Annotated in this window: 19 protein-coding genes; 5 read left to right on the top strand and 14 right to left on the bottom strand. The window is 50.4% G+C overall.

Going from position 1 to position 25,406, the window contains the following annotated elements:
• Positions 1 to 200: 200 nt before the first annotated feature.
• From glnB to purL, 4 genes are all read right to left on the bottom strand, one after another.
• Positions 201 to 539 (bottom strand): nitrogen regulatory protein P-II, encoded by a 339-nt coding sequence (glnB, locus tag BIZ37_RS11695; protein WP_107301208.1) that lies wholly within the window; start codon positions 537 to 539, stop codon positions 201 to 203.
• Between the two features lie 117 nt (positions 540 to 656).
• On the bottom strand, positions 657 to 1,061 hold the full coding sequence (locus BIZ37_RS11690) for a hypothetical protein (protein ID WP_187461660.1): 405 nt from the start codon (positions 1,059 to 1,061) through the stop codon (positions 657 to 659).
• Between the two features lie 160 nt (positions 1,062 to 1,221).
• Positions 1,222 to 1,935 carry an HAD family hydrolase gene (locus tag BIZ37_RS11685; RefSeq protein ID WP_187461659.1) on the bottom strand — a complete coding sequence of 238 codons (714 nt, stop codon included), beginning with the start codon at positions 1,933 to 1,935 and terminating at the stop codon, positions 1,222 to 1,224.
• A 140-nt stretch (positions 1,936 to 2,075) separates the two neighbouring features.
• Complete coding sequence (gene purL, locus BIZ37_RS11680) at positions 2,076 to 5,972, bottom strand: phosphoribosylformylglycinamidine synthase (RefSeq protein ID WP_187461658.1); 3,897 nt, start codon at positions 5,970 to 5,972, stop codon at positions 2,076 to 2,078.
• 387 nt (positions 5,973 to 6,359) lie between these two features.
• Between purL and mltF the strand changes: the two genes are divergently transcribed.
• Positions 6,360 to 7,889, top strand: a complete 1,530-nt coding sequence (gene mltF / locus BIZ37_RS11675; protein ID WP_187461664.1) for a membrane-bound lytic murein transglycosylase MltF — start codon at positions 6,360 to 6,362, stop codon at positions 7,887 to 7,889.
• Between the two features lie 167 nt (positions 7,890 to 8,056).
• Entirely contained in the window at positions 8,057 to 8,206 is a 150-nt protein-coding gene (locus BIZ37_RS11670; protein WP_187461657.1) for a hypothetical protein, read from the top strand.
• Positions 8,207 to 8,234: 28 nt separating this feature from the next.
• Here the strand turns inward: BIZ37_RS11670 and tadA are convergent, their stop codons facing one another.
• Positions 8,235 to 8,771, bottom strand: coding sequence for a tRNA adenosine(34) deaminase TadA (gene tadA / locus BIZ37_RS11665; protein ID WP_187461656.1), 537 nt, complete (start codon positions 8,769 to 8,771; stop codon positions 8,235 to 8,237).
• 65 nt (positions 8,772 to 8,836) lie between these two features.
• Positions 8,837 to 9,706, bottom strand: coding sequence for a LysR substrate-binding domain-containing protein (locus tag BIZ37_RS11660; protein WP_187461655.1), 870 nt, complete (start codon positions 9,704 to 9,706; stop codon positions 8,837 to 8,839).
• A gap of 202 nt (positions 9,707 to 9,908) precedes the next feature.
• Here BIZ37_RS11660 and BIZ37_RS11655 point away from each other — a divergent pair, with 202 nt between their 5' ends.
• Together BIZ37_RS11655 and fghA are read left to right on the top strand one after the other, a co-directional pair.
• A complete protein-coding gene (locus BIZ37_RS11655; RefSeq protein ID WP_187461654.1) occupies positions 9,909 to 11,039 on the top strand; it encodes an S-(hydroxymethyl)glutathione dehydrogenase/class III alcohol dehydrogenase in 1,131 nt (376 codons plus the stop codon).
• 57 nt (positions 11,040 to 11,096) lie between these two features.
• Complete coding sequence (fghA, locus tag BIZ37_RS11650) at positions 11,097 to 11,939, top strand: S-formylglutathione hydrolase (protein ID WP_222939646.1); 843 nt, start codon at positions 11,097 to 11,099, stop codon at positions 11,937 to 11,939.
• 91 nt (positions 11,940 to 12,030) lie between these two features.
• Here fghA and BIZ37_RS11645 read toward each other — a convergent pair whose 3' ends face one another.
• The 4 genes from BIZ37_RS11645 to guaB form a co-directional block, all read right to left on the bottom strand.
• Entirely contained in the window at positions 12,031 to 13,587 is a 1,557-nt protein-coding gene (locus tag BIZ37_RS11645; RefSeq protein WP_187461653.1) for an AbgT family transporter, read from the bottom strand.
• Between the two features lie 402 nt (positions 13,588 to 13,989).
• Complete coding sequence (locus BIZ37_RS11640; RefSeq protein WP_187461652.1) at positions 13,990 to 15,549, bottom strand: AbgT family transporter; 1,560 nt, start codon at positions 15,547 to 15,549, stop codon at positions 13,990 to 13,992.
• Positions 15,550 to 16,058: 509 nt separating this feature from the next.
• On the bottom strand, positions 16,059 to 17,642 hold the full coding sequence (gene guaA, locus BIZ37_RS11635) for a glutamine-hydrolyzing GMP synthase (protein ID WP_187461651.1): 1,584 nt from the start codon (positions 17,640 to 17,642) through the stop codon (positions 16,059 to 16,061).
• A 114-nt stretch (positions 17,643 to 17,756) separates the two neighbouring features.
• A complete protein-coding gene (gene guaB, locus BIZ37_RS11630; protein ID WP_107301197.1) occupies positions 17,757 to 19,220 on the bottom strand; it encodes an IMP dehydrogenase in 1,464 nt (487 codons plus the stop codon).
• Positions 19,221 to 19,490: 270 nt separating this feature from the next.
• On the opposite strand from guaB, the gene xseA reads away from it, so the two are divergent.
• Positions 19,491 to 20,858, top strand: a complete 1,368-nt coding sequence (xseA, locus tag BIZ37_RS11625) for an exodeoxyribonuclease VII large subunit (protein ID WP_187461650.1) — start codon at positions 19,491 to 19,493, stop codon at positions 20,856 to 20,858.
• A 104-nt stretch (positions 20,859 to 20,962) separates the two neighbouring features.
• On the opposite strand, the gene BIZ37_RS11620 is transcribed toward xseA, so the two are convergent.
• The 4 genes from BIZ37_RS11620 to bamB all read right to left on the bottom strand — a co-directional run bounded on the left by BIZ37_RS11620 (position 20,963) and on the right by bamB (position 25,400).
• Positions 20,963 to 21,187: a zinc ribbon domain-containing protein gene (locus BIZ37_RS11620; RefSeq protein ID WP_187461649.1), complete on the bottom strand. Its 225-nt coding sequence runs from the start codon at positions 21,185 to 21,187 to the stop codon at positions 20,963 to 20,965.
• 406 nt (positions 21,188 to 21,593) lie between these two features.
• Positions 21,594 to 22,469 (bottom strand): alanyl-tRNA editing protein, encoded by an 876-nt coding sequence (locus tag BIZ37_RS11615; RefSeq protein WP_187461662.1) that lies wholly within the window; start codon positions 22,467 to 22,469, stop codon positions 21,594 to 21,596.
• 89 nt (positions 22,470 to 22,558) lie between these two features.
• Positions 22,559 to 24,061, bottom strand: coding sequence for a ribosome biogenesis GTPase Der (der, locus tag BIZ37_RS11610; RefSeq protein ID WP_107301194.1), 1,503 nt, complete (start codon positions 24,059 to 24,061; stop codon positions 22,559 to 22,561).
• Between the two features lie 181 nt (positions 24,062 to 24,242).
• Positions 24,243 to 25,400 carry an outer membrane protein assembly factor BamB gene (gene bamB, locus BIZ37_RS11605; RefSeq protein WP_187461648.1) on the bottom strand — a complete coding sequence of 386 codons (1,158 nt, stop codon included), beginning with the start codon at positions 25,398 to 25,400 and terminating at the stop codon, positions 24,243 to 24,245.
• Positions 25,401 to 25,406: the final 6 nt, after the last annotated feature.

The following is a 25,406-nucleotide window of genomic DNA, read 5'->3' as shown; positions in this document are numbered from 1 at the left end:
GTGCTGGGTGCTGGGTGCTGGGTGCTGGGTGCTGGGTGCTGGGTGCTGGGTGCTGCAGGATGTTGAAAAGACTATAGAACGTCAAGTTCTTTCTTTGCCTTTTGCTTTACCTAGGATCTAGGACCCGCTCTTCCTATGGCCCTCTGTCATCGCTGTTATTCACTGGCAAAGAGAATAAAACAGCGATGACAGAGACGGTTTTAAATCGCGTCTTCGTCTTCCTCGCCGGTACGGATACGTACCACACGATCTACATCGAACATGAAGATCTTGCCGTCGCCGATCTTGCCGGTCTGGGCGGTTTCGATGATGGTATCGACACATTGGTCGGCTACTTCATCGGCCACGACGATTTCCAGTTTCACTTTAGGAAGGAAGTCGACCATGTACTCGGCGCCACGGTAAAGCTCAGTATGGCCTTTCTGACGACCGAAACCTTTGACTTCAGAGACGGTCATACCGGTGATACCAACATCGGCTAGCGCTTCGCGGACATCATCAAGCTTGAATGGCTTGATGATGGCTTCAATTTTTTTCATTCTCATCATCCTTTGCTGAGCAAGGTACTGCTGGCAGATGCTTTTGGGGAAACTGCCAACAACCTGTTTAATTTAAGCTGAAGTATATCAAAAGCCTGGCGCTGAAAGATCAGCGTTTCAGTATTTTTCTACCGAGAATATGACATCGTTGTCCATCATTTTCAGCAGTAGCAAGACAGCAAAAAGCAGTACGCTACTATTGAGGAAAAAAACGGCCATGCCACGAAACTCGGGGGCAACCAACTGAGGGAGATAAGGGATCAGGCTATAGTTGAAAAACATAGTGATCGCGGGAATAAAAAAGTAAAGCGGGATGAATCCCCAGCGGTTTCCGCGGCTAAGACCCAGTATCGCACCGATACCGGAGAGTAGGACCAAGATAGCGATATAACTTGGCACGATGCCTACCTGATTGAGACTAAATATCAAGGCAAAGCTGTCGGCGTATCTTACCAGGCAAATCATTACTAGTACTGCCAGGCCCTTGGTGGCCAAATGCAGTCCACGACGTGTTACATCCATTATTGTCTCTCTTCCATGAGGTAATGACATTTAGAGCCCGCAAAAATAAGCGCATATTCTATGCGGGTATTTTAACCAGTACAACAATTATTCAATCAATTCTTAGTTTAATTTTGCTCCTCTTGATTAGACCTCGGTTTGGCAATAGGTTCCCTCTCAGCTAGTAATGCACGGTAACCAGATCAACCAATCCTTCGAGGCTTCTGACCACCCGGGTTGGCACCTTGGTATCGTTGTTGTGCCGATTGAGCCATACCGCCTTGAACCCCAACTCGCTGGCTGCCGTGGCATCATTGAGCGGGTGGTTGCCGATATACCAACACTCAGCGGCTGATTTACCAGATTGCTTCAATGCATGCTGGAAAATTTTCGGATCGGGTTTCGCCGCCCCTACTTGCTCGGAGATCACCAGATACGAAAAGAACTCACGGATCCCTGTCGTCTTTAGCTTCGCTTCTTGATGGTAGGTAAAGCCATTGGTAATAATGGCAAGCGGAGAGACATTCCTCAGCTTTTCCAGTGCTGGTTGAACATCGGGGAACAAACGCCAATACTGGCGGTAGCTCGAGTAATATTCGTCGATCAGTCTGTCAGCCAGCTCTTCACTGAGCGGGCGACGAAACAAGGCACTGATCCTCGCCCGGCGCAGCCCTTCGAAGTTAAGCTTTCCGGTCCGCCACTGCTGACGCTTCTCATCAGTAATTGTCCGCCACATCACCTCGATACCGTCAGGACAATCAATAATTTCATCACGGTAACGCTTGGCAAAATCACAAATGGCGTCTTGCTCTGCACCATCATGATCAAGCAGGGTGTTATCCAGATCGAAGAAAATCATTGCACCTCCAGTACCGGCTTTTGGCTTAAGCCACATTGGTTATTCACCAGATGGATAAGTTCAGCTTAATCATAGTCTTGCATTTGTTGCTACTTTTATTTCCCAAAAATGATACAGATAATAAAAAACCGCTCACTGGGAGCGGTTTTTTTCATCAATATTAAGCGATTAGCTTATTAGCCGATATTCACACGGGCATTGCGGAACATGCGCATCCATGGGCTGTTCTCGCTCCAGTCATCTGGATGCCAAGAGTTAGCCACGGTACGGAATACACGCTCTGGGTGAGGCATCATGATAGTCACACGACCATCTTGAGTTGTCAGACCGGTGATAGCGTTTGGCGAACCGTTCGGGTTGTTCGGGTACTGCTGGGTTGGGTTACCGTGGTTGTCCACGTAACGAACCGCAACTGTACCAGATGCTTCAATCGCAGCCAGGTGGTCGGCGTCACGTACTTCGACGCGACCTTCACCGTGAGATACTGCGATTGGCATGCGAGAGCCTTCCATGCCGTTGAAGAACACAGAATCAGACTTCTGTACTTCAACTAGGCTGAAGCGTGCTTCAAAACGCTCAGATTCGTTACGAACGAAGCGCGGCCATAGGTCAGCACCCGGGATAAGCTCTTTCAGGTTAGATAGCATCTGACAGCCGTTACACACACCTAGCGAGAAGGTGTTGTCTCGGTTGAAGAATGCCTGGAACTGCTCGCGAGCCTGGCCATTGAACAGGATAGACTTCGCCCAACCTTCACCCGCACCCAGTACGTCACCGTAAGAGAAACCACCACATGCCACTAGGCCGTGGTACTCATCCAATACTGCCTGGCCTGTCAGGATGTCGCTCATGTGGATGTCTGTTGCTTCAAAACCAGCACGGTCAAAAGCTGCCGCCATCTCAACGTGCGAGTTAACACCCTGCTCACGCAGGATAGCCATCTTAGGCTTGGCACCCTTGGCAATGAACGGCGCTGCCACGTCTTCGTTGATATCGAAGCTTAGCTTGGTGTTAAGGCCTGGGTCCGTGTTGTCTTTCTTCGCTTCAAACTCTTGGTCGGCACACGCTGGGTTGTCACGAAGACCTTGCATCTTATGCGTGGTTTCAGCCCAGATGGTACGAAGCTCAGTACGAGAGCGCTCAAGAACAACCGCATCGCCTGCAGTGATAACAACGCTGTCAGAAGCTTCAACGCTACCGATAACGTGCGAGCAAGCTTCAAGACCATTTTCAGCCAATACCGCTTTAACTGCGTCAAGGTCGTCGTTCTTAACCTGAACAACCGCACCTAGCTCTTCGTTAAATAGTGCAGCTAGTACATCGTCACCAAGAGCTGCAACGTCCGCTTTCACACCACAGTGACCGGCAAATGCCATCTCTGCCAGTGTAACGAATAGACCGCCATCGCCCTTGTCGTGGTAAGCCACAAGCTTGTCATTACGAACCAGGGTCTGCATCGCATCGAAGAAGCCTTTCAGCTGCTCTGCATTGTCGACATCAGCAGGCTTGTCACCCAGCTGCTTGTAAACCTGTGCCAGTGCGGTTGCACCCATACGGTTCTTACCGTTACCTAGGTCAACAAGAACCAGAGATGAATCGCCTTTGTCAGTGCGAAGCTGTGGCGTCACGGTCTTACGTACATCTTCAACACGGCCAAATGCAGTGATAATCAAAGATAGCGGTGATGTAACTTCTTTGTTTTCGCCATTCTCTTCCCACTTGGTCTTCATCGACATTGAGTCTTTACCAACAGGGATAGTCAGACCAAGCGCTGGACACAGTTCTTCACCAACAGCCTTAACCGCTTCGTATAGGCCCGCATCTTCACCTGGGTGGCCCGCAGGAGACATCCAGTTTGCAGATAGCTTGATGCGCTTGATATCACCAATATCAGTACCGGCGATGTTAGTTAGGGACTCACCCACAGCGAGGCGTGCAGAAGCACCAAAGTCTAGCAGGGCAACAGGCGTGCGCTCACCCATAGACATGGCTTCACCATGGTAAGAGTCGTAGCTTGCTGCTGTTACAGCGCAGTTAGCTACTGGCACCTGCCAAGGACCAACCATCTGGTCACGGGCAACAAGACCGGTCACGGTACGGTCACCAATAGTGATCAGGAATGTCTTCTCGGCAACGGTTGGAAGGCGCAAGACACGGTCTGCCGCTTCATTAATTTCGATGCCGTCACGGGTGATCGCCGGGCTATCAACTTTCAACGTTTTCGCATCACGGTGCATCTTAGGTGTTTTGCCAAGCAGGATGTCCATCGGCATATCGATTGGCGTGTTGTCGAAGTGTGAGTCTTCCAGTTTCAGCTCACGCTTCTCTGTTGCTTCACCAACGACTGCGTACGGTGCACGCTCACGCTTACAGATAGCATCGAACGCTGCCATGTTCTCAGGCGCGACAGCCATTACGTAACGTTCTTGTGATTCGTTACACCAGATCTCAAGTGGGCTCATGCCCGGCTCGTCGTTTGGCACATCACGTAGCTGGAAGATACCACCACGCTCACCATCATCGACAAGCTCTGGCAGTGCATTCGAGATACCGCCCGCGCCTACATCGTGGATAAAGGCAATTGGGTTAGCATCGCCTAGCTGCCAACAACGGTCGATCACTTCCTGACAGCGACGCTCCATTTCTGGGTTCTCACGCTGTACCGAAGCAAAATCCAAGTCTTCTGCCGACTGGCCTGATGCCATAGAAGAAGCTGCACCGCCACCAAGGCCGATGTTCATCGCAGGACCACCTAGTACGATAAGCTTCGCACCAACAGGGATCTCTTTCTTCTGAACGTGCTCGTCACGGATGTTCCCCATACCGCCAGCAATCATGATTGGCTTGTGGTAACCACGTACTTCTTCACCAGCATGTGAAGTCACTTTTTCTTCGTAAGTACGGAAGTAACCAAGAAGGTTTGGACGGCCAAATTCATTGTTGAATGCCGCGCCGCCCAGAGGGCCTTCCAGCATGATATCCAGGGCGTTTACAATACGGCCCGGCTTGCCGAAATCCGTTTCCCATGGCTGTTCGAAGCCAGGGATACGCAGGTTAGAGGTTGTGAAACCGACTAGGCCAGCTTTTGGCTTACCACCAATACCGGTTGCGCCTTCGTCACGGATCTCACCGCCTGAACCTGTTGAAGCACCCGGCCAAGGAGAAATGGCGGTTGGGTGGTTGTGCGTCTCAACCTTCATCAGGATGTGCGCATCTTCATTGTGGTAGTTGTACTGGCGAGTCTCTGGATCTGGGAAGAAACGGCCAACCTTCGAACCTGTCATTACCGCTGCGTTATCTTTGTAGGCAGACAAAACGTGGTCAGGCGTCGTTTCGAAGGTGTTCTTGATCATCTTGAACAGGGATTTTTCCTGCTTCACGCCGTCGATTGTCCAATCTGCGTTGAAAATCTTGTGGCGGCAGTGCTCGGAGTTTGCCTGGGCAAACATCATTAGCTCGATGTCAGTCGGGTTACGCTCTAGCTTGTTAACGAAGCTGTCTACCAGGTAGTCAATCTCATCTTCGGCAAGTGCAAGACCCAGTGTTACGTTCGCTTCTTCAAGTGCCTTGCGGCCACCTGTCATAAGGTCAACGTCTGCAACCGGAGCAGGCTCAGCCACTTGGAAAAGCGCGGCGGCTGAATCAAAATCGGTAAACACGACTTCCATCATGCGGTCGTGGATCAAACCTTTCAGTTCTACCACTTGCTGGGCAGACAGCTCAGAAGAAGTCTCGATGTAGTATGCCGTACCGCGCTCAAGACGCTTGATCTGTGCTAGGGCACAGTTATGGGCGATATCGGTAGACTTAGATGACCATGGGGAGATTGTACCCGGACGCGGGGTAACCAGTAGCAGTAGGCCAGATGGCTCATGCTCTGCAATCGTAGGGCCGTAAGTTAGCAAGCTTGCCAGCTTTTCTTGCTCTTCGGCACTCAATGGCGCAGACAAGTCTGCAAAGTGCATGAACTCAGCATAAATACCTGACACAGGCAGATCCAATTCGCGACAACGCTCAATTAGCTTGTTTACGCGAAACTCAGACAGTGCGGGTGAACCACGCAAAATTTCCATGTGCTTACGTCTCTCGATTAGCAGTTTAATGAAGGTGATATTGGCCTAATCCCCGGCGCTTTACCGGGCTAATTACGTCAATGCCACCTCGCGTACCAGACCCTAGGTGAGGCGAAGTGCTCATGATGGGGCGTAGTATAAGGGAATTTTTTTTGTGACGTAACACCTGACGCAACCGTTTGCGTGTTTTTTTTTCAATCAGCACCAAAAACCAGTGAGATATTGGTCACACTGCCCCAGCCAATCACATTTTTTTACGATTTCAGGGTTAATAAATGTGCTTTGCCACAGCAAACCCACCGTCAAAGCATTGGGATTATTTTGCGGTTCGGTCAAGCTTTGGTATAAAGGACGTCCTATTTTTACCAAGGGCGTACCTCGTTGAGTATTCTTCGACCGAATTCAAGTATCAAACATTTCATTGCCTTACTATTGAGCGTTTTGGTCCTCAATGGTTGCCTATGGCAAGAAGAGCCCCAATCCGATCTTGAACGGATCCGCGAGGAAGGCGTACTGCGTGTGGGTACGCTAAACAACCAGCTCTCTTACTATATCGGTAACGAAGGCCCAACCGGTTTAGACTACGAGTTGGCCCGCCGTTTTGCCGACAAGCTTGGCGTGAAACTGGAAATGAAGGCCATGTTCACCCTATCAGGCCTTTTCCCTGGCCTTGAGCGTGGCGATGTCGATATCCTTGCCGCCGGCTTAACCATGACCGATGAGCGTCTGGCCCAGTTCCGTGCCGCACCGGCTTATTACTACGCCAGCCAGAAAGTCGTCTACAAAAAAGGCCAATGGCGCCCCCGTAGTATAGAAGACCTGGCCGAGAACAAAGGGACACTTGCAGTAGTAAGCGGATCCAGCCACGAAAAGACCCTGCAGGCACTCAAACTGGACCACCCAACCCTTGAATGGCAAGCACTGGAAGAGATTGACAGTGACGAGTTGCTACGCCAAGTTGCCGAGGGTGAGCTTGACTATACCCTCGCTGATTCAGTGGATATCGCCCTCAACCAGCGCATCCTGCCGGATGTCACCACCGCCCTGGAACTGACCGAAGATGAACCGATCGCCTGGTTCGTCAACCAAAGCAATGACGATAGCCTGTATGCGCTGCTAATCGAGTTCTTCGGTGAAATCCAGCAGAGTGGTGAACTGGCCAAGCTCGAGGAGAAATACCTCGGCCACGTTGACAAGTTTGATTACGTTGATACCCGCGCCTTCCTGCGCGCGGTTGAAAGCAAACTTCCGCAGTGGAAAGGTTTGTTCAAGCAGTATGCCAACGAATTCGACTGGCGCCTGATTGCAGCCCTGTCCTATCAGGAATCGCATTGGAACCCACGTGCCGTCTCCCCAACCGGCGTGCGCGGTATGATGATGCTAACCCTGCCGACAGCACGTTCGGTTGGCGTTAAAAACCGACTCGATCCGGAGCAGAGCATCCGCGGCGGTACCGAGTACCTACGCAAGATGATCAACCGGATCCCGGATAGCATCGAAGAGCACGAAAAAGTATGGTTTGCCTTGGCATCATACAATGTCGGCTTCGGCCACTTGATGGACGCTCGCCGACTGACCCAGTCGCAAGGCGGCAACCCTGACGCATGGAGCGATGTAAAACAGCGGCTGCCGCTGCTACGCCAGCGCAAATACTACAAGCAGACCCGTTACGGCTATGCGCGCGGAGACGAAGCCCAGCACTATGTCGAGAATATCCGCCGCTACTACCAGAGTATCATCGGCTACGAGCAAACCCACAGCCAGGAGCCGCAGCTCGAAGATATCGAACTGATCGATGGCCTGCATACCATTTCGCCGGTATCAACGACCAGCGACCTTGCCCAACAGCCAGCAGACGGTGGCGAAGCGCCGGTAGCCCCCGACGCGGCAACCCCGAACAAAACCGTCAGCAATTAACTGCCCGATCCCCCTGAGCAATCAGGGGGATCTTGCTCACATCTTGTTGTTCTTACCTGAAAGAAATGATCGCAAAGCGTGACCGCCATCGTTAGAGAAAGAACGGTGATCAGAGATACTAACTTTGTAACCTCATGATCCCGAGCAGTTCTAAAGGAGGAGGCTCTATGCACTTTTCAAAGAAAAAAGCCATCGGCAAAATGCGCCAGCGAATGGCATCTGCAGCGACGCGTCGCAAGCGGCTCAATGCCAACATCAGAAAGAAAATACTGTGGCGCCAGCGCAGCTATATCATCAATAGTACAGCGGGGATCTGACCCCGCCGATATAGCAATAAGGTAAGAATCAGGTAGGTTTGCCAGCGGCTAGTTGGCGGGCTTTCTTTTCAGCCTTTTTTTCAGCCCGGCGGCGTTTAAAAAAAGCCTGCAGCTGGGCACGGCACTCTTCGGCCAGCACCCCGGACTCGATTTCCACATGGTGATTGACCTGCTCGTAGCTCAGCAAGTTCATGATGCTGCCCGCCGCCCCGGTTTTCAGGTCGTGAGCGCCAAAAACCACTTTGCCAATCCGGCTGTGGACCATCGCACCGGCACACATCGGGCATGGCTCAAGGGTGACATACAAGGTGGCATCAACCAGGCGGTAGTTCTGCAAAACCTGGCCTGCTTGGCGCAGTGCCATAATCTCAGCATGGGCGGTCGCATCATGCTGGGTAATAGAGCGGTTCCAACCTTCACCGACAACCTGCCCCTGATAAACCACGACCGCACCGACCGGCACCTCACCATCAGCCTCGGCACGGGCAGCGAGCTCCATGGCGCGGCGCATGAAATCTTCGTCGCTATATTGATGAAGGGCATGTTTTGTGGATGGCTCGGTCATGGAACATTTACTCTCTGTGGCTTGAGGCCGCTGATTATACCCAAATGCTTCCAGGATGCGAGGCACTACGATAAAGAATCAGCAAGGAAGTCCACCAGCAACCTGACCTTCGGTGATAGGTGGCGGTTATGGGGGTACAAGGCCCAAATCCCCTCTTCCGGCTCCCGGAAGGTATCCAGTACTGTCAGCAGTTCGCCCTTCTCCAAGTCATCGCTAATGTAATAGTCAGGCAATTGCACCAAACCCAATCCTTTCAAGGCGGCATCACGCAATGCATGGCCACTGGCACAACGCAGGGTACCATCAACTTTAACACTGCGTTCTTTACCCGACTCCTGAAAGCGCCAATGATCATAGTTACCCACCAAGCAATTATGGTGACGGAGTTCGGATAGCGAATGGGGGACGCCATACTTTTCCAAGTAAGAAGGTGACGCACAGACATACTGGGTTCGGTTAGCAAGGCGCTTTGCCATCATGGTCGAACTGCTCAGCTTGCCTAGGCGAATGGCCAGGTCATAGCCCCCCTCGACCAAATCTACCGTCTGGTTGGTCAAATTCATTGCCACATCAATTTCTGGGTACTGCTGCATAAAATCAACCACCAGCGGCATGATGTATTGCTCACCATAGGTCACCGGTGCGGTAAGCTTCAGACTGCCCTGCGGGGTATCACGCCGATCACTTATCGCCCGCTCAGCCTCCTCAAGCCCATCCATCAGCCGGCGGCAGTGCTGGTAATAGATGGTCCCCTCTTCGGTCAGCGACACTTTACGGGTTGTCCGGTAGAACAGCTTGGTATTGAGGCGGTTTTCCAGTGCACTGATCTGGCGGCTCACCTGGGCTGTGGAAATACCCAGCTGTTTGGCTGCGGCGGTAAAGCTCTCCGCTTCCGCGACCGCGACAAACTCACTGACCCCTTCCCATAAAAACATACACCACCATTATTACCTGACAGAAAAAGTTATTTGCATTATAGGGTAATTATCATCGTCAAAGAAATAAATATACTAAGCCCATCACAACGAGGAAGCGGAGCCAACAATCTCTGCGCCTTAGTTAAAAATCTCTCCTACTGTTAAAACAACCGTAGGAACAGCAAAGGGCCTTGCCCACCTAATATAAGAGAGAAACTAAATGTCTGAGCAATTTATCAAATCCAAAGCGGCGATTGCATGGGGTCCAAACCAGCCACTATCGGTAGAAGAAGTTGATGTGATGCTGCCGAAAAAAGGCGAAGTACTAGTCCGCATCATCGCAACCGGCGTATGCCACACCGATGCCTTTACCCTGTCTGGTGATGATCCAGAAGGGATCTTCCCGGCGATCCTTGGCCACGAGGGCGGCGGTATTGTCGAGATGGTAGGCGAAGGTGTCACCAGTGTTGAAGTGGGCGACCATGTTATCCCACTTTACACCCCAGAATGTGGCGAGTGTAAATTCTGTAAGTCAGGTAAAACCAACCTGTGCCAGAAGATCCGCGAAACCCAGGGCAAGGGCCTGATGCCAGACGGCACCACCCGTTTCTACAAAGATGGCCAACCAATCTTCCACTATATGGGTTGCTCGACATTCTCTGAGTACACAGTACTGCCAGAAATCTCACTGGCGAAAGTGAATAAAGAAGCACCACTGGAAGAAGTTTGCCTGCTTGGTTGTGGTGTAACGACCGGCATGGGCGCAGTTTTGAAAACCGCCAAAGTACAAAAAGGCGATACCGTTGCTGTATTTGGCTTGGGTGGTATCGGCCTTTCAGCCATCATCGGTGCCACAATGGCCGGTGCTAGCCGCATCATCGGTGTTGATATCAACGAGAGCAAATACGCCCTAGCGAAAGAGCTTGGTGCGACTGATTGCATCAACCCGAACAACTACGACAAGCCTATCCAGGAAGTGATCGTCGAAATGACTGACGGCGGTGTCGACTTCTCGTTCGAGTGTATCGGTAACGTCAACGTGATGCGCTCTGCGCTTGAGTGCTGCCACAAAGGTTGGGGTGAATCCGTAATCATCGGTGTGGCTGGTGCGGGCCAAGAAATCTCTACCCGTCCATTCCAGTTAGTCACTGGCCGTGTATGGCGTGGCTCTGCGTTTGGTGGTGTGAAAGGCCGCTCTGAGCTACCTGAAATTGTAGAACGTTACATGGCGGGTGAATTCAAGCTTGATGATTTCATCACCCACACCATGGGCCTAGATGACATTAACAATGCTTTCGACCTGATGCATGAAGGCAAGAGCATCCGTTCTGTTATCCATTACGACAAGTAAAACGCTTGACTAGGTTCCTACGGGAGCCTAGTAACTTTGGCAACGAAAGAGACGCTAATGACTATCGAAAACGTAAGCTGGAACAAAAGCTTTGGCGGCTGGCACAAGCAATATACCCACCACTCATCGGTATTGAATTGTGATATGCGCTTCGCAATTTTCCTGCCGCCACAAATCGCCCAGGGTGCTAAGGTCCCTGTGCTTTACTGGCTATCGGGCCTTACTTGCACCGATGAAAACTTCATGCAAAAAGCCGGTGCGCAGCGTTTGGCAGCAGAGCTTGGCATCGCCATAGTTGCCCCAGATACCAGCCCTCGCGGTGAAGGTGTGGCCGATGATCCTGAAGGGGCCTATGACTTCGGATTAGGTGCAGGCTTTTATGTCAATGCCACCCAGGCTCCTTGGAACCGCCACTACCAAATGTACGACTATGTGGTGAATGAACTCCCGGCTTTGATTGAGGAACACTTCCCAGTCAATGACAAACGTGCGATCAGCGGCCACTCAATGGGCGGCCACGGCGCCTTGATGATTGCCCTGCGCAATCCGTCTCGCTATAGCTCGGTGTCGGCTTTCAGCCCTATCAGCAACCCGATGAACTGCCCTTGGGGAGAAAAAGCGCTAACCGGTTACCTCGGTGAAGACCGAACCAGCTGGCTACAATACGACACCACAGAGCTTCTCAAACAAAACCAGCAGCCTATTCCTGCCCTCGTTGACCAAGGCGATCAGGACGGCTTCCTTGAAGAGCAGCTCAAACCGGCTACCCTGGCAGAAGCGGCACAAAGTGTTGACTACCCGCTAGAGCTCCGTATGCAAGAAGGCTACGACCACAGCTACTACTTCATCGCCAGTTTCATCGATGACCACCTGCGCTTCCATGCCCAGTACCTGTTGTGATTGAGAGTTTGTAGTACCCCTTAACAAGGTGGTATTTGCCACATATAAAAAACCCCGCAGAAGCGGGGTTTTTGTGTCAATCCGTCGTTGCTTAGAAGCCCAATGGAATGTTGAAGGCAAAGAATGCAACCAGTACCGTGGTCCAGACCGTCAGGAATGCAACCGAGTAAGGCACCATCATCGCAATCACATCACCGAACGACAACTCAGGCTTGTACTTACGCATGAAGGCTAGGATAACGCCTGCATAGCTCATCATCGGTGTGATGATGTTGGTTGAAGAATCTGCTACACGGTAAGCCGCAGTCACAAGATCCGGGGTCATATTCGGGTTTACCTGGTACAGCATAGGAACGAAGATCGGGCCAAGTAGCATCCACTTCGATGTCAGGCCACCTACGAACAGGTTGATAACCGCCGTGGTCAGGATAAAGCCGATGATCAGCAAGATTGGGAACTGCTGCAAGCCCAGTGCACTCAGGAAAGTCGCCCCTAGGTAGGTCACATAAGTACCTAGACCAGAGAAACCAAGTAGCGCCAGGAAGTTGTAACAGAAGAACGTCAATACCAAGATATAGCCCATGGTGTTCATCTGGGTAACCATCGCCTTCACTACATCCTGTAGTGACTTGAATTTACCCGTTGCTACACCAAAGAAGATACCGACAACCGCAAAAACCATTGCAATCAGTAGGATAACATTATCAAGGTAAGGGGTTACCTCACGGCCAGCTTCGTTGGTGTAAGTTGCCAGAGGGCCCATCGCCAGGCCAGCAACCGCCGCCAGGGCCAGTACCAAGCCAATACCTGCAGCACGAAGGCCCTTGTTCTCAGCATCCGTTACCTTGAAGTCATCCAGGTTTAGATCTTCAGGTAGTTGGTAAGACATTTTTTCAAGGCGAGGCGCAACAAAGCGGGTCGTTACCCAAGCACCTAGGCCGGCCAAGATAAAGGTCGATATAAAGATAAAGAAGTAGTGCATCGTCGCCGGGTTGATTGGCTCACCCGCCGCCGTTTCAAAAGGAATACCCTGAGATTCTGCGAAAATACGTGCGTTAGCACCCAAGATCACGTCAACTGGCGTTGCAGGGATAAGGTTAGCACTGAAGCCGGCAGATACACCGGCAAAGCCTGCCGCCATACCAATCAATGGGTTTTTACCTAGACCCGCATAAAGTAGACCAGCAAGAGGGATAAGGATCAGGTAACCAGCATCAGTCGCGATTGAGCTCATGATACCTAGGAAGATAACCAACAGAGGTAGGTAGCGATCGTTAATACGAAGGCCCACTTTCTTGATAACTGCTGATAGGAGACCAGAGTTTTCTGCGATACCCACACCTAGCATCACAATCAGGATCACACCCAGTACACCGCCACCGAATGATAGCCAGTTAGTTAGCAGGGCATTATCAAACATCCAGCGGACGTTCTCGGTTGCCAGCATGTTTTTAATGCTATGGGTAACTGCACCACCGTCGGCACCCATTGTTTCGAACTGAAGGCCACCGATAGCAGCAGTCAGCACCAGACAGAAGGTGAACAGTGACATAAAGATGATCACAGGATCCGGGATTTTTTTACCGGCACGCTCAATGAACGCGATGATGCCTTTCTGCGAAGGCGGGTTTGAAATGGTCTCACTCATAATCGAACTTCCTTACTATACCGATTGAGTTTTTGATGTTGTGTTTTCAAAGGAAAGTAACAAATCATTTCATCTGAGTAAAACCAACGCAGACACTTACTTTCAGATTAAAAAACCAACCAAAAGACATCGAAAAGAATAAAACCCCACACAATAGCAACTAAATAACAATCAAACTCCGTACTATCCAGTTAGTACAGCATTTAAGTTTTGCAAAATTAAATTTCAATTAATGCAATAAAATCAGAATTAACAATCAAACAACATATGATTATTGATATAGACAATACCGCTCTACTTTTTAACAACACAATATCCCAAGAGGACATAACAAATGCTTGCTTTACCAGCATAAAAAAGCCCCGCAATGCGGGGCTTTAAAATTATTGGTAATTCTCAGGCTTACATGCTGTAAGTGTAAGGAGCCTGGATACCTAGTGGGATACCGATTGCCCAGTAGATTAGCAGGAAGATAGTCCAACCAATTAGCATCGCAATCGAGTAAGGCATCATCATAGAAGCCAGGGAACCAATACCTGAGCTCTTCACGTAACGCTGCATGTATACAACAACCAGCGGGAAGAACACCATCATTGGAGAAATGATGTTAGATACTGAGTCACCTACACGGTAAGCCGCCTGAGTCAGCTCAGGAGAGATACCTACAGCCATTAGCATCGGAACCATGATTGGACCGATCAATGCCCACTTCGCAGAAGCAGAGCCCACTAGTAGGTTAACGAAAGCTGTTAGCAGGATCATGCCGACGATAGTCACCTGACCCGGTAGGTTCATTGCCTGTAGGAACTGGGCACCAGATAGCGCAAGCAGTGTACCTAGGTTCGACTGGGTGAAGGCAACCAGGAACTGGGCAATGAAGAACGCCATTACCATGAAGCTACCCATGCTGCTCATTGTCGCAGACATAGACTTAATCACGTCATCGCTTGCCTTGAACGTACCCGCAATGCGGCCATAAACCACACCAGGGATCACGAACAAGATGAAGATAAGCGGTACGATTGACTGCATAACCGGCGCGTCAAAGGCAGTGATTTCACCTGCTGGAGAACGCAGCGGCGAAGTTTCAGGGATCAGTGACACAAACAACACTGCGATACCTGCCATCATAGCCCAGCCAGCGCGAGAGAAAGCTTTACTTTCTAGCTCGGTGAAAGAGCCCATGTCAGGTGCTTCTTCAGCATCTTCATCGATTGGCGTCTGAGATAGGCGCGGTTCGATGATACGGTCAGTAATGTACCAGCCAATGCTCACGATAAGCAGTGAAGACAGGCCAGTGAAGAATAGGTTTGAAAGTGGGTTAACAACATATTCAGGGTCTAGGATATTTGCCGCTTCCTGAGTGAAGCCAGCCAAAAGAGGGTCAATACCTGAAGGGATGAAGTTAGCAGCGAAACCACCCGATACACCCGCGAATGCAGCAGCAATACCTGCTAGAGGATGACGGCCAGCGGCGTGGAAGATGATACCACCTAGTGGGATAACCAGAACGTAACCCGCATCTGCAGCTGTGTGCGATACGATAGCAACCAGGATCAACACAGGTGTGATGAATTTAGCTGGTGTCACATTCAGCATTTTCTTAAGGCCAGTGTTGATGAAGCCAGATGCTTCAGCCACACCCACACCCAGCATTGCCACAAGAACAATACCTAGAGGTGCAAAGCCAGTGAAGTTCTTCACCATAGTCGCAAGGAAGTTTGCGAACGCTTCGCCGGTCAGTAGGTTGTTAACTTCTACTGCTTGGCCTGAAACTGGGTGAATTAAACCAAATTCGAACTGAGAGAAAACTGCAGACAGAACCCATACAAGGATCAGTCCCCAGAAGAAAAGCAAAGCAGGATCTGGGATCTTGTTACCTGTTCGCTCAATAAAGTTAAGAAACTTATTCATCGCACTCGGCGATTCATTAGGTGTCTTATTGACAGCTTGATTGCTCATGGGAACTCCATGGTCATTAGTGATGTTGTAAATTTGCGGCGCTTGGTTGTCGTTGTATCGCCGTCAATCCAATTTTTCTACTACGAAAAATTCTGCGGTGAATTGTAATGAAAAGTTCAAACAAAAACGCACGATACACCATGCATTCAGGAATATTCATAATACCATATTGTAATAAAATATTAATCCAAAACATTTACCTAACAAGCACATTACAAGCCCGCACCCAAAGCACAACAATACTTTCATTTATATAAATTATTTCTTATCCCCCCCTTCCCTGAAGGCCTACAGACAATTAAAAACACCACTGGTATCACCCAAAAGCAAGATAATGCTACTCCCGGTATAAAAAGGCAGCCTCATGACTATTTCAGCACTTTTAAACATTGCTACAACCAAGCAACATACCGCTTCGCATGACTACAGTGTAGCCAAAAAAAAAGAGCACCCATGGGTGCTCCTTTCTATCGCTGGTATCTAAACCTTGCTTGATATTCCTGTGAGGATTATTCCCACTCGATCGTTGCTGGTGGCTTACCAGATACGTCATAAACAACACGGGAGATGCCGTCTACTTCGTTGATGATACGGTTGGAAACTTTACCTAGGAAATCGTATGGCAGGTGTGCCCAATGCGCGGTCATAAAGTCGATAGTCTCTACCGCACGCAGTGATACAACCCAGTCATACTTACGGCCGTCACCCATTACACCTACCGAGCGAACTGGTAGGAAAACAGTGAATGCCTGAGAAACCTTGTGGTACAGGTCGGCTTTGTGCAGCTCTTCGATGAAGATAGCATCGGCGCGACGTAGCAGATCACAGTACTCTTTCTTCACTTCACCCAGTACACGTACACCTAGGCCTGGACCTGGGAACGGGTGGCGGTAAAGCATGTTGTAAGGCAGGCCAAGCTCAAGGCCAATCTTACGTACTTCATCTTTGAACAGCTCTTTTAGCGGCTCAACCAGACCCATTTCCATGTCATCAGGTAGACCACCTACGTTGTGGTGAGACTTGATAACGTGCGCTTTACCCGTCTTAGAAGCCGCAGATTCGATCACATCTGGGTAGATAGTACCCTGTGCCAACCACTTCGCGTTTGATAGCTTCTTCGATTCTTCGTCGAACACATCAACAAATACATGGCCGATAATCTTACGCTTGGCTTCTGGTTCAGCTTCACCAGCAAGGGCATCAAGGAAACGGTCTTCTGCTTTAACATGAACAATCTTCAGGCCGAAGTGGTCACCGAACATTTCCATTACCTGCTCACCTTCGTTGAGGCGAAGTAGGCCGTTGTCGACGAATACACACGTTAGTTTGTCGCCAATCGCACGGTGGATAAGCATGGCAACGACTGATGAGTCAACACCGCCAGATAGGCCAAGGATAACTTCATCGTCACCCACTTGCTCTTTGATACGGGCAACCGCATCGTCGATAATGTTGGCAGACGTCCACAGCTTCTCACAGCCACAGATGTTAAGAACGAAGTTCTCAATAATACGCATACCTTGGCGAGTGTGTGTCACTTCAGGGTGGAACTGCACACCGTAGAAGCGTTTCTCTTCGTTCGCCATTGCCGCGTAAGGACAGGTCTCGGTTTCAGCAACCTTAACGAAGTCAGACGGGATCTCTACCACTTTGTCACCGTGGCTCATCCATACGTCTAGTAGCGCTTTACCGTCGTCGGCAATCGCATCTTCGATATTCTTGAAGAAAGCAGTTGGCTCAACCACTTTCACCTGAGCATAACCAAACTCACGCTCGGTAGAGCCAGCAACTTTACCACCTAGCTGCTCTGCCATAGTCTGCATGCCGTAGCAAACACCAAATACAGGCACACCGGCTTCGAACACATATTGCGGTGCGCGAGGTGAACCTTCTTCAGTCACACTTTCCGGGCCACCGGAAAGGATGATGCCGTTAGGGTTGAAGTCGCGAATATCCGCTTCATTAACGTCCCAGCTCCATAGCTCACAGTAAACACCAATTTCACGGATACGACGTGCAATAAGCTGGGTGTACTGGGAACCAAAGTCCAGGATCAGGATACGCTGGTCATGAATATTTGTGGTCGTGGTCATTCGAGCTGTCTCAAAAAATAATGGAAAGGTGGGGGCATTAAAACGCCCCCGATCTTATACAAGTTTCGCGTTTAGGCAAACGTTTTCGTCAGATGCTAGTGCAGCTGATGAAAATTAACCCAAGCGGTAGTTAGGTGCTTCTTTAGTGATCGTCACGTCGTGTACGTGAGACTCATTCAGGCCAGCACCTGAAATGCGGACAAATTCAGCTTTGGTACGAAGTTCTTCGATTGTCGCCGAGCCCGTTAGGCCCATGCTTGAACGCAGGCCGCCCATTTGCTGGTGTACGATCTCTTTCATGTGGCCTTTGTATGCCACACGGCCTTCGATACCTTCCGGAACCAGCTTGTCAGCAGCGTTGTCTGTCTGGAAGTAACGGTCAGAAGAGCCTTTAGACATAGCGCCCAATGAGCCCATACCACGGTAAGATTTGTAAGCACGGCCTTGGTACAGCTCAACTTCGCCCGGTGCTTCTTCAGTACCTGCAAACATTGAACCTACCATCACACAAGATGCACCTGCAGCGATGGCTTTACACATATCACCAGAGAAGCGGATACCGCCGTCAGCGATAACTGGGATACCGTATTGGTCCGCAACAGCAACAGCGTCAGCAATCGCAGTTACCTGAGGAACACCAACACCGGTAACAATACGGGTTGTACAGATAGAGCCAGGGCCAATACCTACTTTCACAGTACTTACACCAGCTTCGATAAGGGCACGCGCACCTTCAGCTGTAGCCACGTTACCACCTACGATAGGTAGATCAGGGAAAGCTTCACGAGTTTCGCGAATACGTGCTAGCACACCTTCAGAGTGGCCGTGTGAAGAGTCGATAAGCAGTACGTCAACACCAGCTTCAACCAGGGCTGCAACACGCTCTTCGTTACCAGCACCAGCACCAACAGCGGCACCTACGCGAAGACGACCACGCTCATCTTTACAAGCATTAGGCTTACGCTCTGCTTTCTGGAAGTCTTTAGCAGTGATCATACCGCGAAGCTGGAAGTCATCGTTGACTAGCAGTACTTTCTCAACACGGTACTGCTGCATGATAGCTTCAACTTCTTCACGTGATGCACCCTCTTTGGCTGATGCCAATTTGTCTTTTGGCGTCATCACTTCTTCAACCTTAAGCGAAAGGTCAGTAACAAAACGAACATCGCGGCCTGTGATAATACCAACAAGCTCATTGGTATCAGAAACAACAGGGTAACCAGCAAAACCGTTCTCGATAGTCAGACGCTTCACGTCTTCAATCGTATTGTTAGGTTTTACGGTTACAGGCTCAGAAACCACACCGGCTTCGAATTTTTTCACCATGCGAACTTCATTGGCTTGCTGCTCAATAGACATGTTCTTGTGGATGAAACCAATGCCGCCTTCCTGAGCAAGGGCAATTGCCAGGCGACCTTCTGTCACGGTATCCATTGACGCAGACACCATAGGGATGTTCAGCGTAATGTCTTTCGTCAGGCGGGTGCGCAGATCGGCAGTGTTAGGCAGTACGGTTGAATGGGCTGGAACCAGCAGGACATCATCGAAAGTCAAAGCTTCTTGTTTGATTCGTAACATTGCAATATCTCACACCAAGTAAAGGTTTAAAGAAGGATAAAATATTGCGGACGAATTATACGGAGGAAGCAATCGATTGGCTAGACTTTTTTTATTTTTTTTAATTGACAAAAAACTCTTGATGTGTAGTATATATCGGTTAAGTATCCGGTGCTGCGGTCAGCATATTACGACCAAGATCTGTCCATAGATCTGCCTAGGCCCTTTTAACCTCGTCCTAGCCTCTGTCAGCCGCTCACTTTCAGCCTTCCAAAACAGGTATCTTGTCTCGTGACGTTATTTGCTCAACAGAACCAGACCAATGACCGTATCTATACTGTTTCCAGCCTCAATGCCCAAGTCCGTTTGATCCTTGAAAACGAAATGGGTGTCGTGTGGCTGGTCGGTGAACTGTCGAATCTTTCCATGCCCGTTTCCGGCCATTGGTATTTCACCCTCAAGGACTCCCGGGCACAGGTCAAATGTGCCATGTTCAAGGGCAGCAACCGCCGTGTGACCTTCAAACCCGCCAACGGTACCCAGGTGTTGGTCAAAGCTCGCCTGTCACTTTACGAGCCTCGTGGTGACTACCAGTTGATTATCGAGAGTATGCAGCCAGAAGGCGATGGCCGCCTGCAACAGCAGTTCGAGCAGCTAAAAATGAATTTAGCTGCCGAAGGTTTGTTTGCCCAAACCCTCAAGCAACCACTGCCGGAGCAACCACAGCGGGTAGGCATCGTGACCTCGAAGACCGGTGCCGCACTGCACGATATCCTCAATGTCCTGCAGCGCCGTGACCCTAGCTTGCCTGTCGTCATCTACCCGACAATTGTCCAAGGTGAAGGTGCAGCAATTTCAATAGCTCAGGCCATTGGCCGGGCCAATGCCCGCCGTGAGTGTGATGTGCTGATTGTCGGCCGTGGTGGTGGCTCACTGGAAGATCTATGGGCCTTCAATGAAGAGATTGTGGCAAGGACCATTGCCGCCAGCCAGATCCCGATTGTCAGTGCTGTCGGCCACGAAGTAGACGTTACTATTGCGGATTTTGTCGCCGATGTCCGCGCCCCGACGCCTTCGGCTGCCGCAGAGCTAATCAGTCGTGACATGGGCTTCCAAACTCAGAAGATCAGCCAGAAAGTACAACAAATTCAGCATGCTATGCGACATTACCTTTCGGGTAAGCAAGCACAGACAATTAGGCTGCAGCACCGCCTTGATCGCCAGCATCCGCAGGTCCGCCTCAACCAACAGCAGCAGCAGCTGGATGAGTTGGCCGGCAAGCTTGAGCTAGCAATGAAGCAGCGCTTAAGCCGCCACCAGCAGCACATCGACCGCAACAATTACAAACTGTCCTTGAACTCACCAGCCAACATTGTTCAGGCACAGCAGAACCGGCTCGACCGCCTGCAACAAAGGCTGCAAGACGGCATGGACAGGCGTTTGCTCAATGCTAGCCATAAACTGGCTTTGGCAGCAGAAAAGTTGGAAACAGTCAGTCCACTGGCAACCCTAGGGCGCGGTTACTCAATTACCCGCAACACCAAGGGGCAGGTCATCCGCAGTGCAGGGCAGGTCAAGCAAGGTGATAATCTTCGGACAACACTTGCCGACGGAGAAATCCACTCCGTTGTTTCGGGTTCGTCGCCATCCCCAGAATAACTTCAAAGTCAAAAATGCCGCCAAGTGTTATCCACTAGGCGGCATTTTCTTGCCCTGTATCCACAATACGGGACTCAAGCTATGGAAGTCGCTGGCATCCCTACTCAAGCTTTTTCGAAATGGATCCTGACCCGCGATTTAGACTTCAGCTCATTACAAGTGTTGCAGAAATAGCTTGCTGCTCCACAAGCCTGTAGCTTTTCCAGTTCAGCATCGCAATCAGGACAAAATGCCTGCTTGATAAACGTCTGGCTACATTGCTCGCAATGGTATTTCCCATCCTGCCACTCGAGCTCTTGGCTACAGCTTGGGCAAATATTCTGGCTCATAGTCTCTCCCTCAATCTAACTATCCCCATAATAACTTAACCGAGCACCCTGCTCTCTTGATCCAACTCAGTAACAGCAAACGTCGATTGTACCCGTCAGGATTGCGTACCCTGATCGTACTTCAAACTGTTGATCAACGACAAAAGCCACCGTGATCAGCGATCAGCTAGCAAAAGAACATTTATCAATACACATCCCGAAAGCATAAGTTACATGTCCTGTTTTTCAATTTTAAACGATATTTAAACCTGCAACTTCCGGATAAAAGCGACATGATCCAGCAAATAATAAAAACAGAACATAAGGATCAAATAACTGCCACCAGCACATCAAGGACAAGCTTAAATTATTGATATTAAATAACTTTAATACGAATGATGACATTCAGCCCTTTATTGCTAGCCGATCAAGCCGGTTGGCTATGGGTAACCATGACCAGTTCCTGTTCATTGATTAGCTGGAATTCAACCCGCAGCGCCGCATATTCTGCTAGCGAAGTGACGTGGGTACCTCCACAAGGTATTTCTACCACTTCCCCCTCTTGCAAATCACAGCGCCAGTAACGGGAGTCCGTGAGCGCTTCCCCTTCCCTGCGCATGTCCACCGGGAAGCCAGCCTCACACCATGCAGCAAGCTGTTGGTTGATTTGATCGGCTATCGCAGGTAAGGCTGCAATCATATCAGCAGCATTGAGTCCGCGCTTACGCAGGGTTTTGCCGATACGGTAAGTATCTGTACTGCAATCTTCCGTTACCCGGCTTTCTGTTTGGGCATAGCTATGGAAATCGTAATGGCCCAGCTCATCCTTGCGTGAGGCATCTTTACGCCAGAAGTCATGGTGCAAAACCTTATTAAGGGCCAACGATGACAGGTGGCCACCACTGTGTCCCCGGCTCAAGGCAAGCTGGTATTGCTCGTCCACGTTTAGGGTTACCTTGGTACCAACCGAGCTTTCAATACTCTCTGCCAAATGGTGTACTACCACAAAGACCCATCCTGGCTCATCACGCTTGACCGGGATATCAGCCCCAACATAAAGCTGTCCGCTTTCCTGCTCCACGGCACCGACCAGGCAATCAACCACCTCATGCGCTTGGCTCTGTAGAACCAAGGTTCCGCGATCCGCGGGATGATCTGGCCAGATATGGCTTACCGGATGGAAAGGCGTACGGTCGGTAACAACATAACACCCTTGTTCAGGATGGGCGGCAATCAATTGAATGTTAGCTTCGCACTGGTAAATGCGTTCTGGGAAAAGAACCTGGGTCGCGCTGGTCACTATAGGGATATCCTTACTGCTCGGTGGAGAGTCGATAATAACAAAAAACCCGGCCAAGGGGCCGGGTTTGTCTATACGGTTTGACAGGTTAATTAGCTGTCACGGTCACGGTTTTTCAGTGCCGTTGCCAGACGCTTGCGCTGGCGTTCCTGAGAAACGGTCAGCTTCTGCTTCTTAGCTTCGAACGGGTTATCGCTGCTCTGGAACTGGATACGGATTGGCGTACCCATCATTTCCAGCGACTTGCGGTAGTAGTTCATCAGGTAACGCTTGTACGAGCCCGGTAGCTCGTTCACCAAGTTACCGTGGATAACGATAATCGGCGGGTTGTAACCACCTGCGTGCGCATACTTCAGTTTCACACGGCGGCCACGGATCATAGGTGGCTGGTGATCGTCCTGTGCCATCTGCATAATACGCGTCAGCATTGAGGTACTGATACGCTTAGTCGCAGACTGGTAAGCTTCCTGTACGGATTCGTACAAGTGGCCAACACCGGTACCGTGCAGTGCCGAAATGAAGTGGATACGGGCGAAATCTACAAAGCCCAGACGACGGTCCAGTTCAGACTTAACGCGCTCTTTGACTTCGTTATCCAGACCATCCCACTTGTTCACGGCAATCACCAATGAACGACCTGCGTTCAGGGCAAAGCCAAGCAAGCTCAGATCCTGATCAGAGATGTTTTCACGCGCATCGATAACCAATAGCACAACGTTGGCATCTTCTACCGCTTTCAAAGTCTGGATCACCGAGAACTTCTCAACGGCTTCGTGCATGTTCTTACGGCGACGGATACCCGCTGTATCAATCAGCACATACTCTTGGCCTTCGCGCTCCATCGGAATGTAGATAGAGTCACGAGTAGTACCCGGCATATCGTAAACAACCACACGCTCTTCACCGAGGATGCGGTTAGTCAGCGTTGACTTGCCCACATTCGGGCGGCCAATGATAGCCATCTTGATCGGTTGCTCTTGCAGGCGCTTATAGGCCGCTTCTGCATCCGCTTCAGACAGGTTAGCCTTCTCGATATCTTCTACCGATGTCAGATCTTCGATGAAGACTTCATCGCCGTCTTCCTCGGCTTTTGCCTTAAGGTCGTCAGCAAATGGTGCCAGAGCACGCTCCATCAGCGCCGTCACACCTCGGTTCTGTGCTGCAGCGATCTGGTACATACCGTCCATACCCAACTTCCAGAATTCGGCACAAGCGCTATCTGCATCGATACCGTCAATCTTGTTTACCACTAGGAAGGTTGGTTTCTCACGGCTACGCAGGTGCTTAGCAATTGCTTCGTCAGACGACGTCAGACCGGCACGACCATCAACCAGAAACAGAACAACATCGGCTTCTTCGATAGCTGCCAGTGATTGCTCGGCCATTTTGGTTTCGACGCCTTCTTCAGTACCGTCGATACCGCCGGTATCAATCACAATAAATTCATGCTCTTCGAGCTCAGCCTTACCGTATTTACGATCCCTTGTTAGGCCAGGAAAGTCAGCTACCAGCGCATCCCTTGTACGGGTAAGACGGTTGAATAACGTCGATTTACCCACGTTTGGGCGCCCGACAAGGGCAACAACAGGAATCATAAGTACCTCTTACTTTTCATAGTCTTAATGACATATTTTCCATTCATTCTTGCCTCCAGCCAGGCCACTAGCCTGTACCTTCATCCGACAATAATATCGCGAACGGATATAACAACAACGGCCCCTGACTGTGTCCACAGCAGGAGCCGAGAATAATAATGGCGCGTATTATAGCGGCAAATTAAGGCATTTGCATTTTGTTAATACGCCCATCTCGAGTGATCACTAAGTAGCCATCGCTCATCCGGACTGGTGGTACCGCAATACCACTGCCGTCGATTTCCTGCTGGGCAACAAAGTCACCCGTGTATGGATCGATCCAATGCAGGTAACCTTCGCTATCACCAACAACAAGATAGCCGTTGATCACAGCAGGGGCGCTGAGCAAACGGTGTTCCAACTGGCTATTAGACCACAGCTCCGTGCCGCTTCGGGTATCAACCGCAACAACATGGTCTTTATCTGTGATCAAATATAGCTGACTCCCATCAATGGCAAAGTCAGTCGCCGAGGAATAATTACGTTTCCATGCCGCCTGACCAGTACGCAGATCAATCGAGACCAAGCTACCGTTGAAACCAAGGGCGAACAGGCGCTCACCATCGATAACTGGCGAGGCATCGACATCAACCAGACGGTCGATTTCTGTGCCGCCTTTCGGTGAACCGATAGGTTGTTGCCACAGCATCTGGCCGTTGCCCATCAAAGCACCAGCCAAACGGCCATTGGCCTGTCCCCAGAAGACACCACCAGAAATAGAAACTGGCGAGCTGTCACCCCGGAGGGTCAGTGTCGGCAGTTCACTACCAAGCTGCCAACGGCTTTCACCGGTGTTGGCATCTAGCGCCTGCAAAATACCACGGCTAGTATTAACAACAACCAAGCCTTCATCAACCAATGGCTTAGACAGGACTTCGCCTTCTACTGTTTGACGCCAAGCTACTTCACCGGTTTCTTCATCAAGGGCAATCACCTCGGCATTTTCCGAGCCGATAAACACCTTGCCGTAGGAAAGCGAAATTCCACCGGCCAATCTTGCCGGGATATCCCCTTCAAGATCCTGCTGCCAGATTTCCGAACCCGTATCTGGATCCAGCGCTTTGACCAGGCCGTTGCGGTCAGCGACAAATACCTTGCCATAACCTACCGCTGGGGTAAGCTTGGAGAAGAAGTGGCCAACGCCATCCCCTACCTTGCTGCTCCATCCCTGCACTGGGGTAAACGTGTTTTCAACTACCGGCAACGGTGCCATTTGGATAGTGTCTTCCTCGCTGGCACAACCAGCAAGCAGACCTACAGCCAAGGCAACCGAAATAGCTTGCTTCAACACCTTCTGCATACGCTC

It is taken from the genome of Photobacterium sp. BZF1 (genome assembly GCF_014349205.1).
Lineage (GTDB): Bacteria > Pseudomonadota > Gammaproteobacteria > Enterobacterales > Vibrionaceae > Photobacterium.
This window is presented reverse-complemented; position numbering and strand designations above follow the sequence as displayed.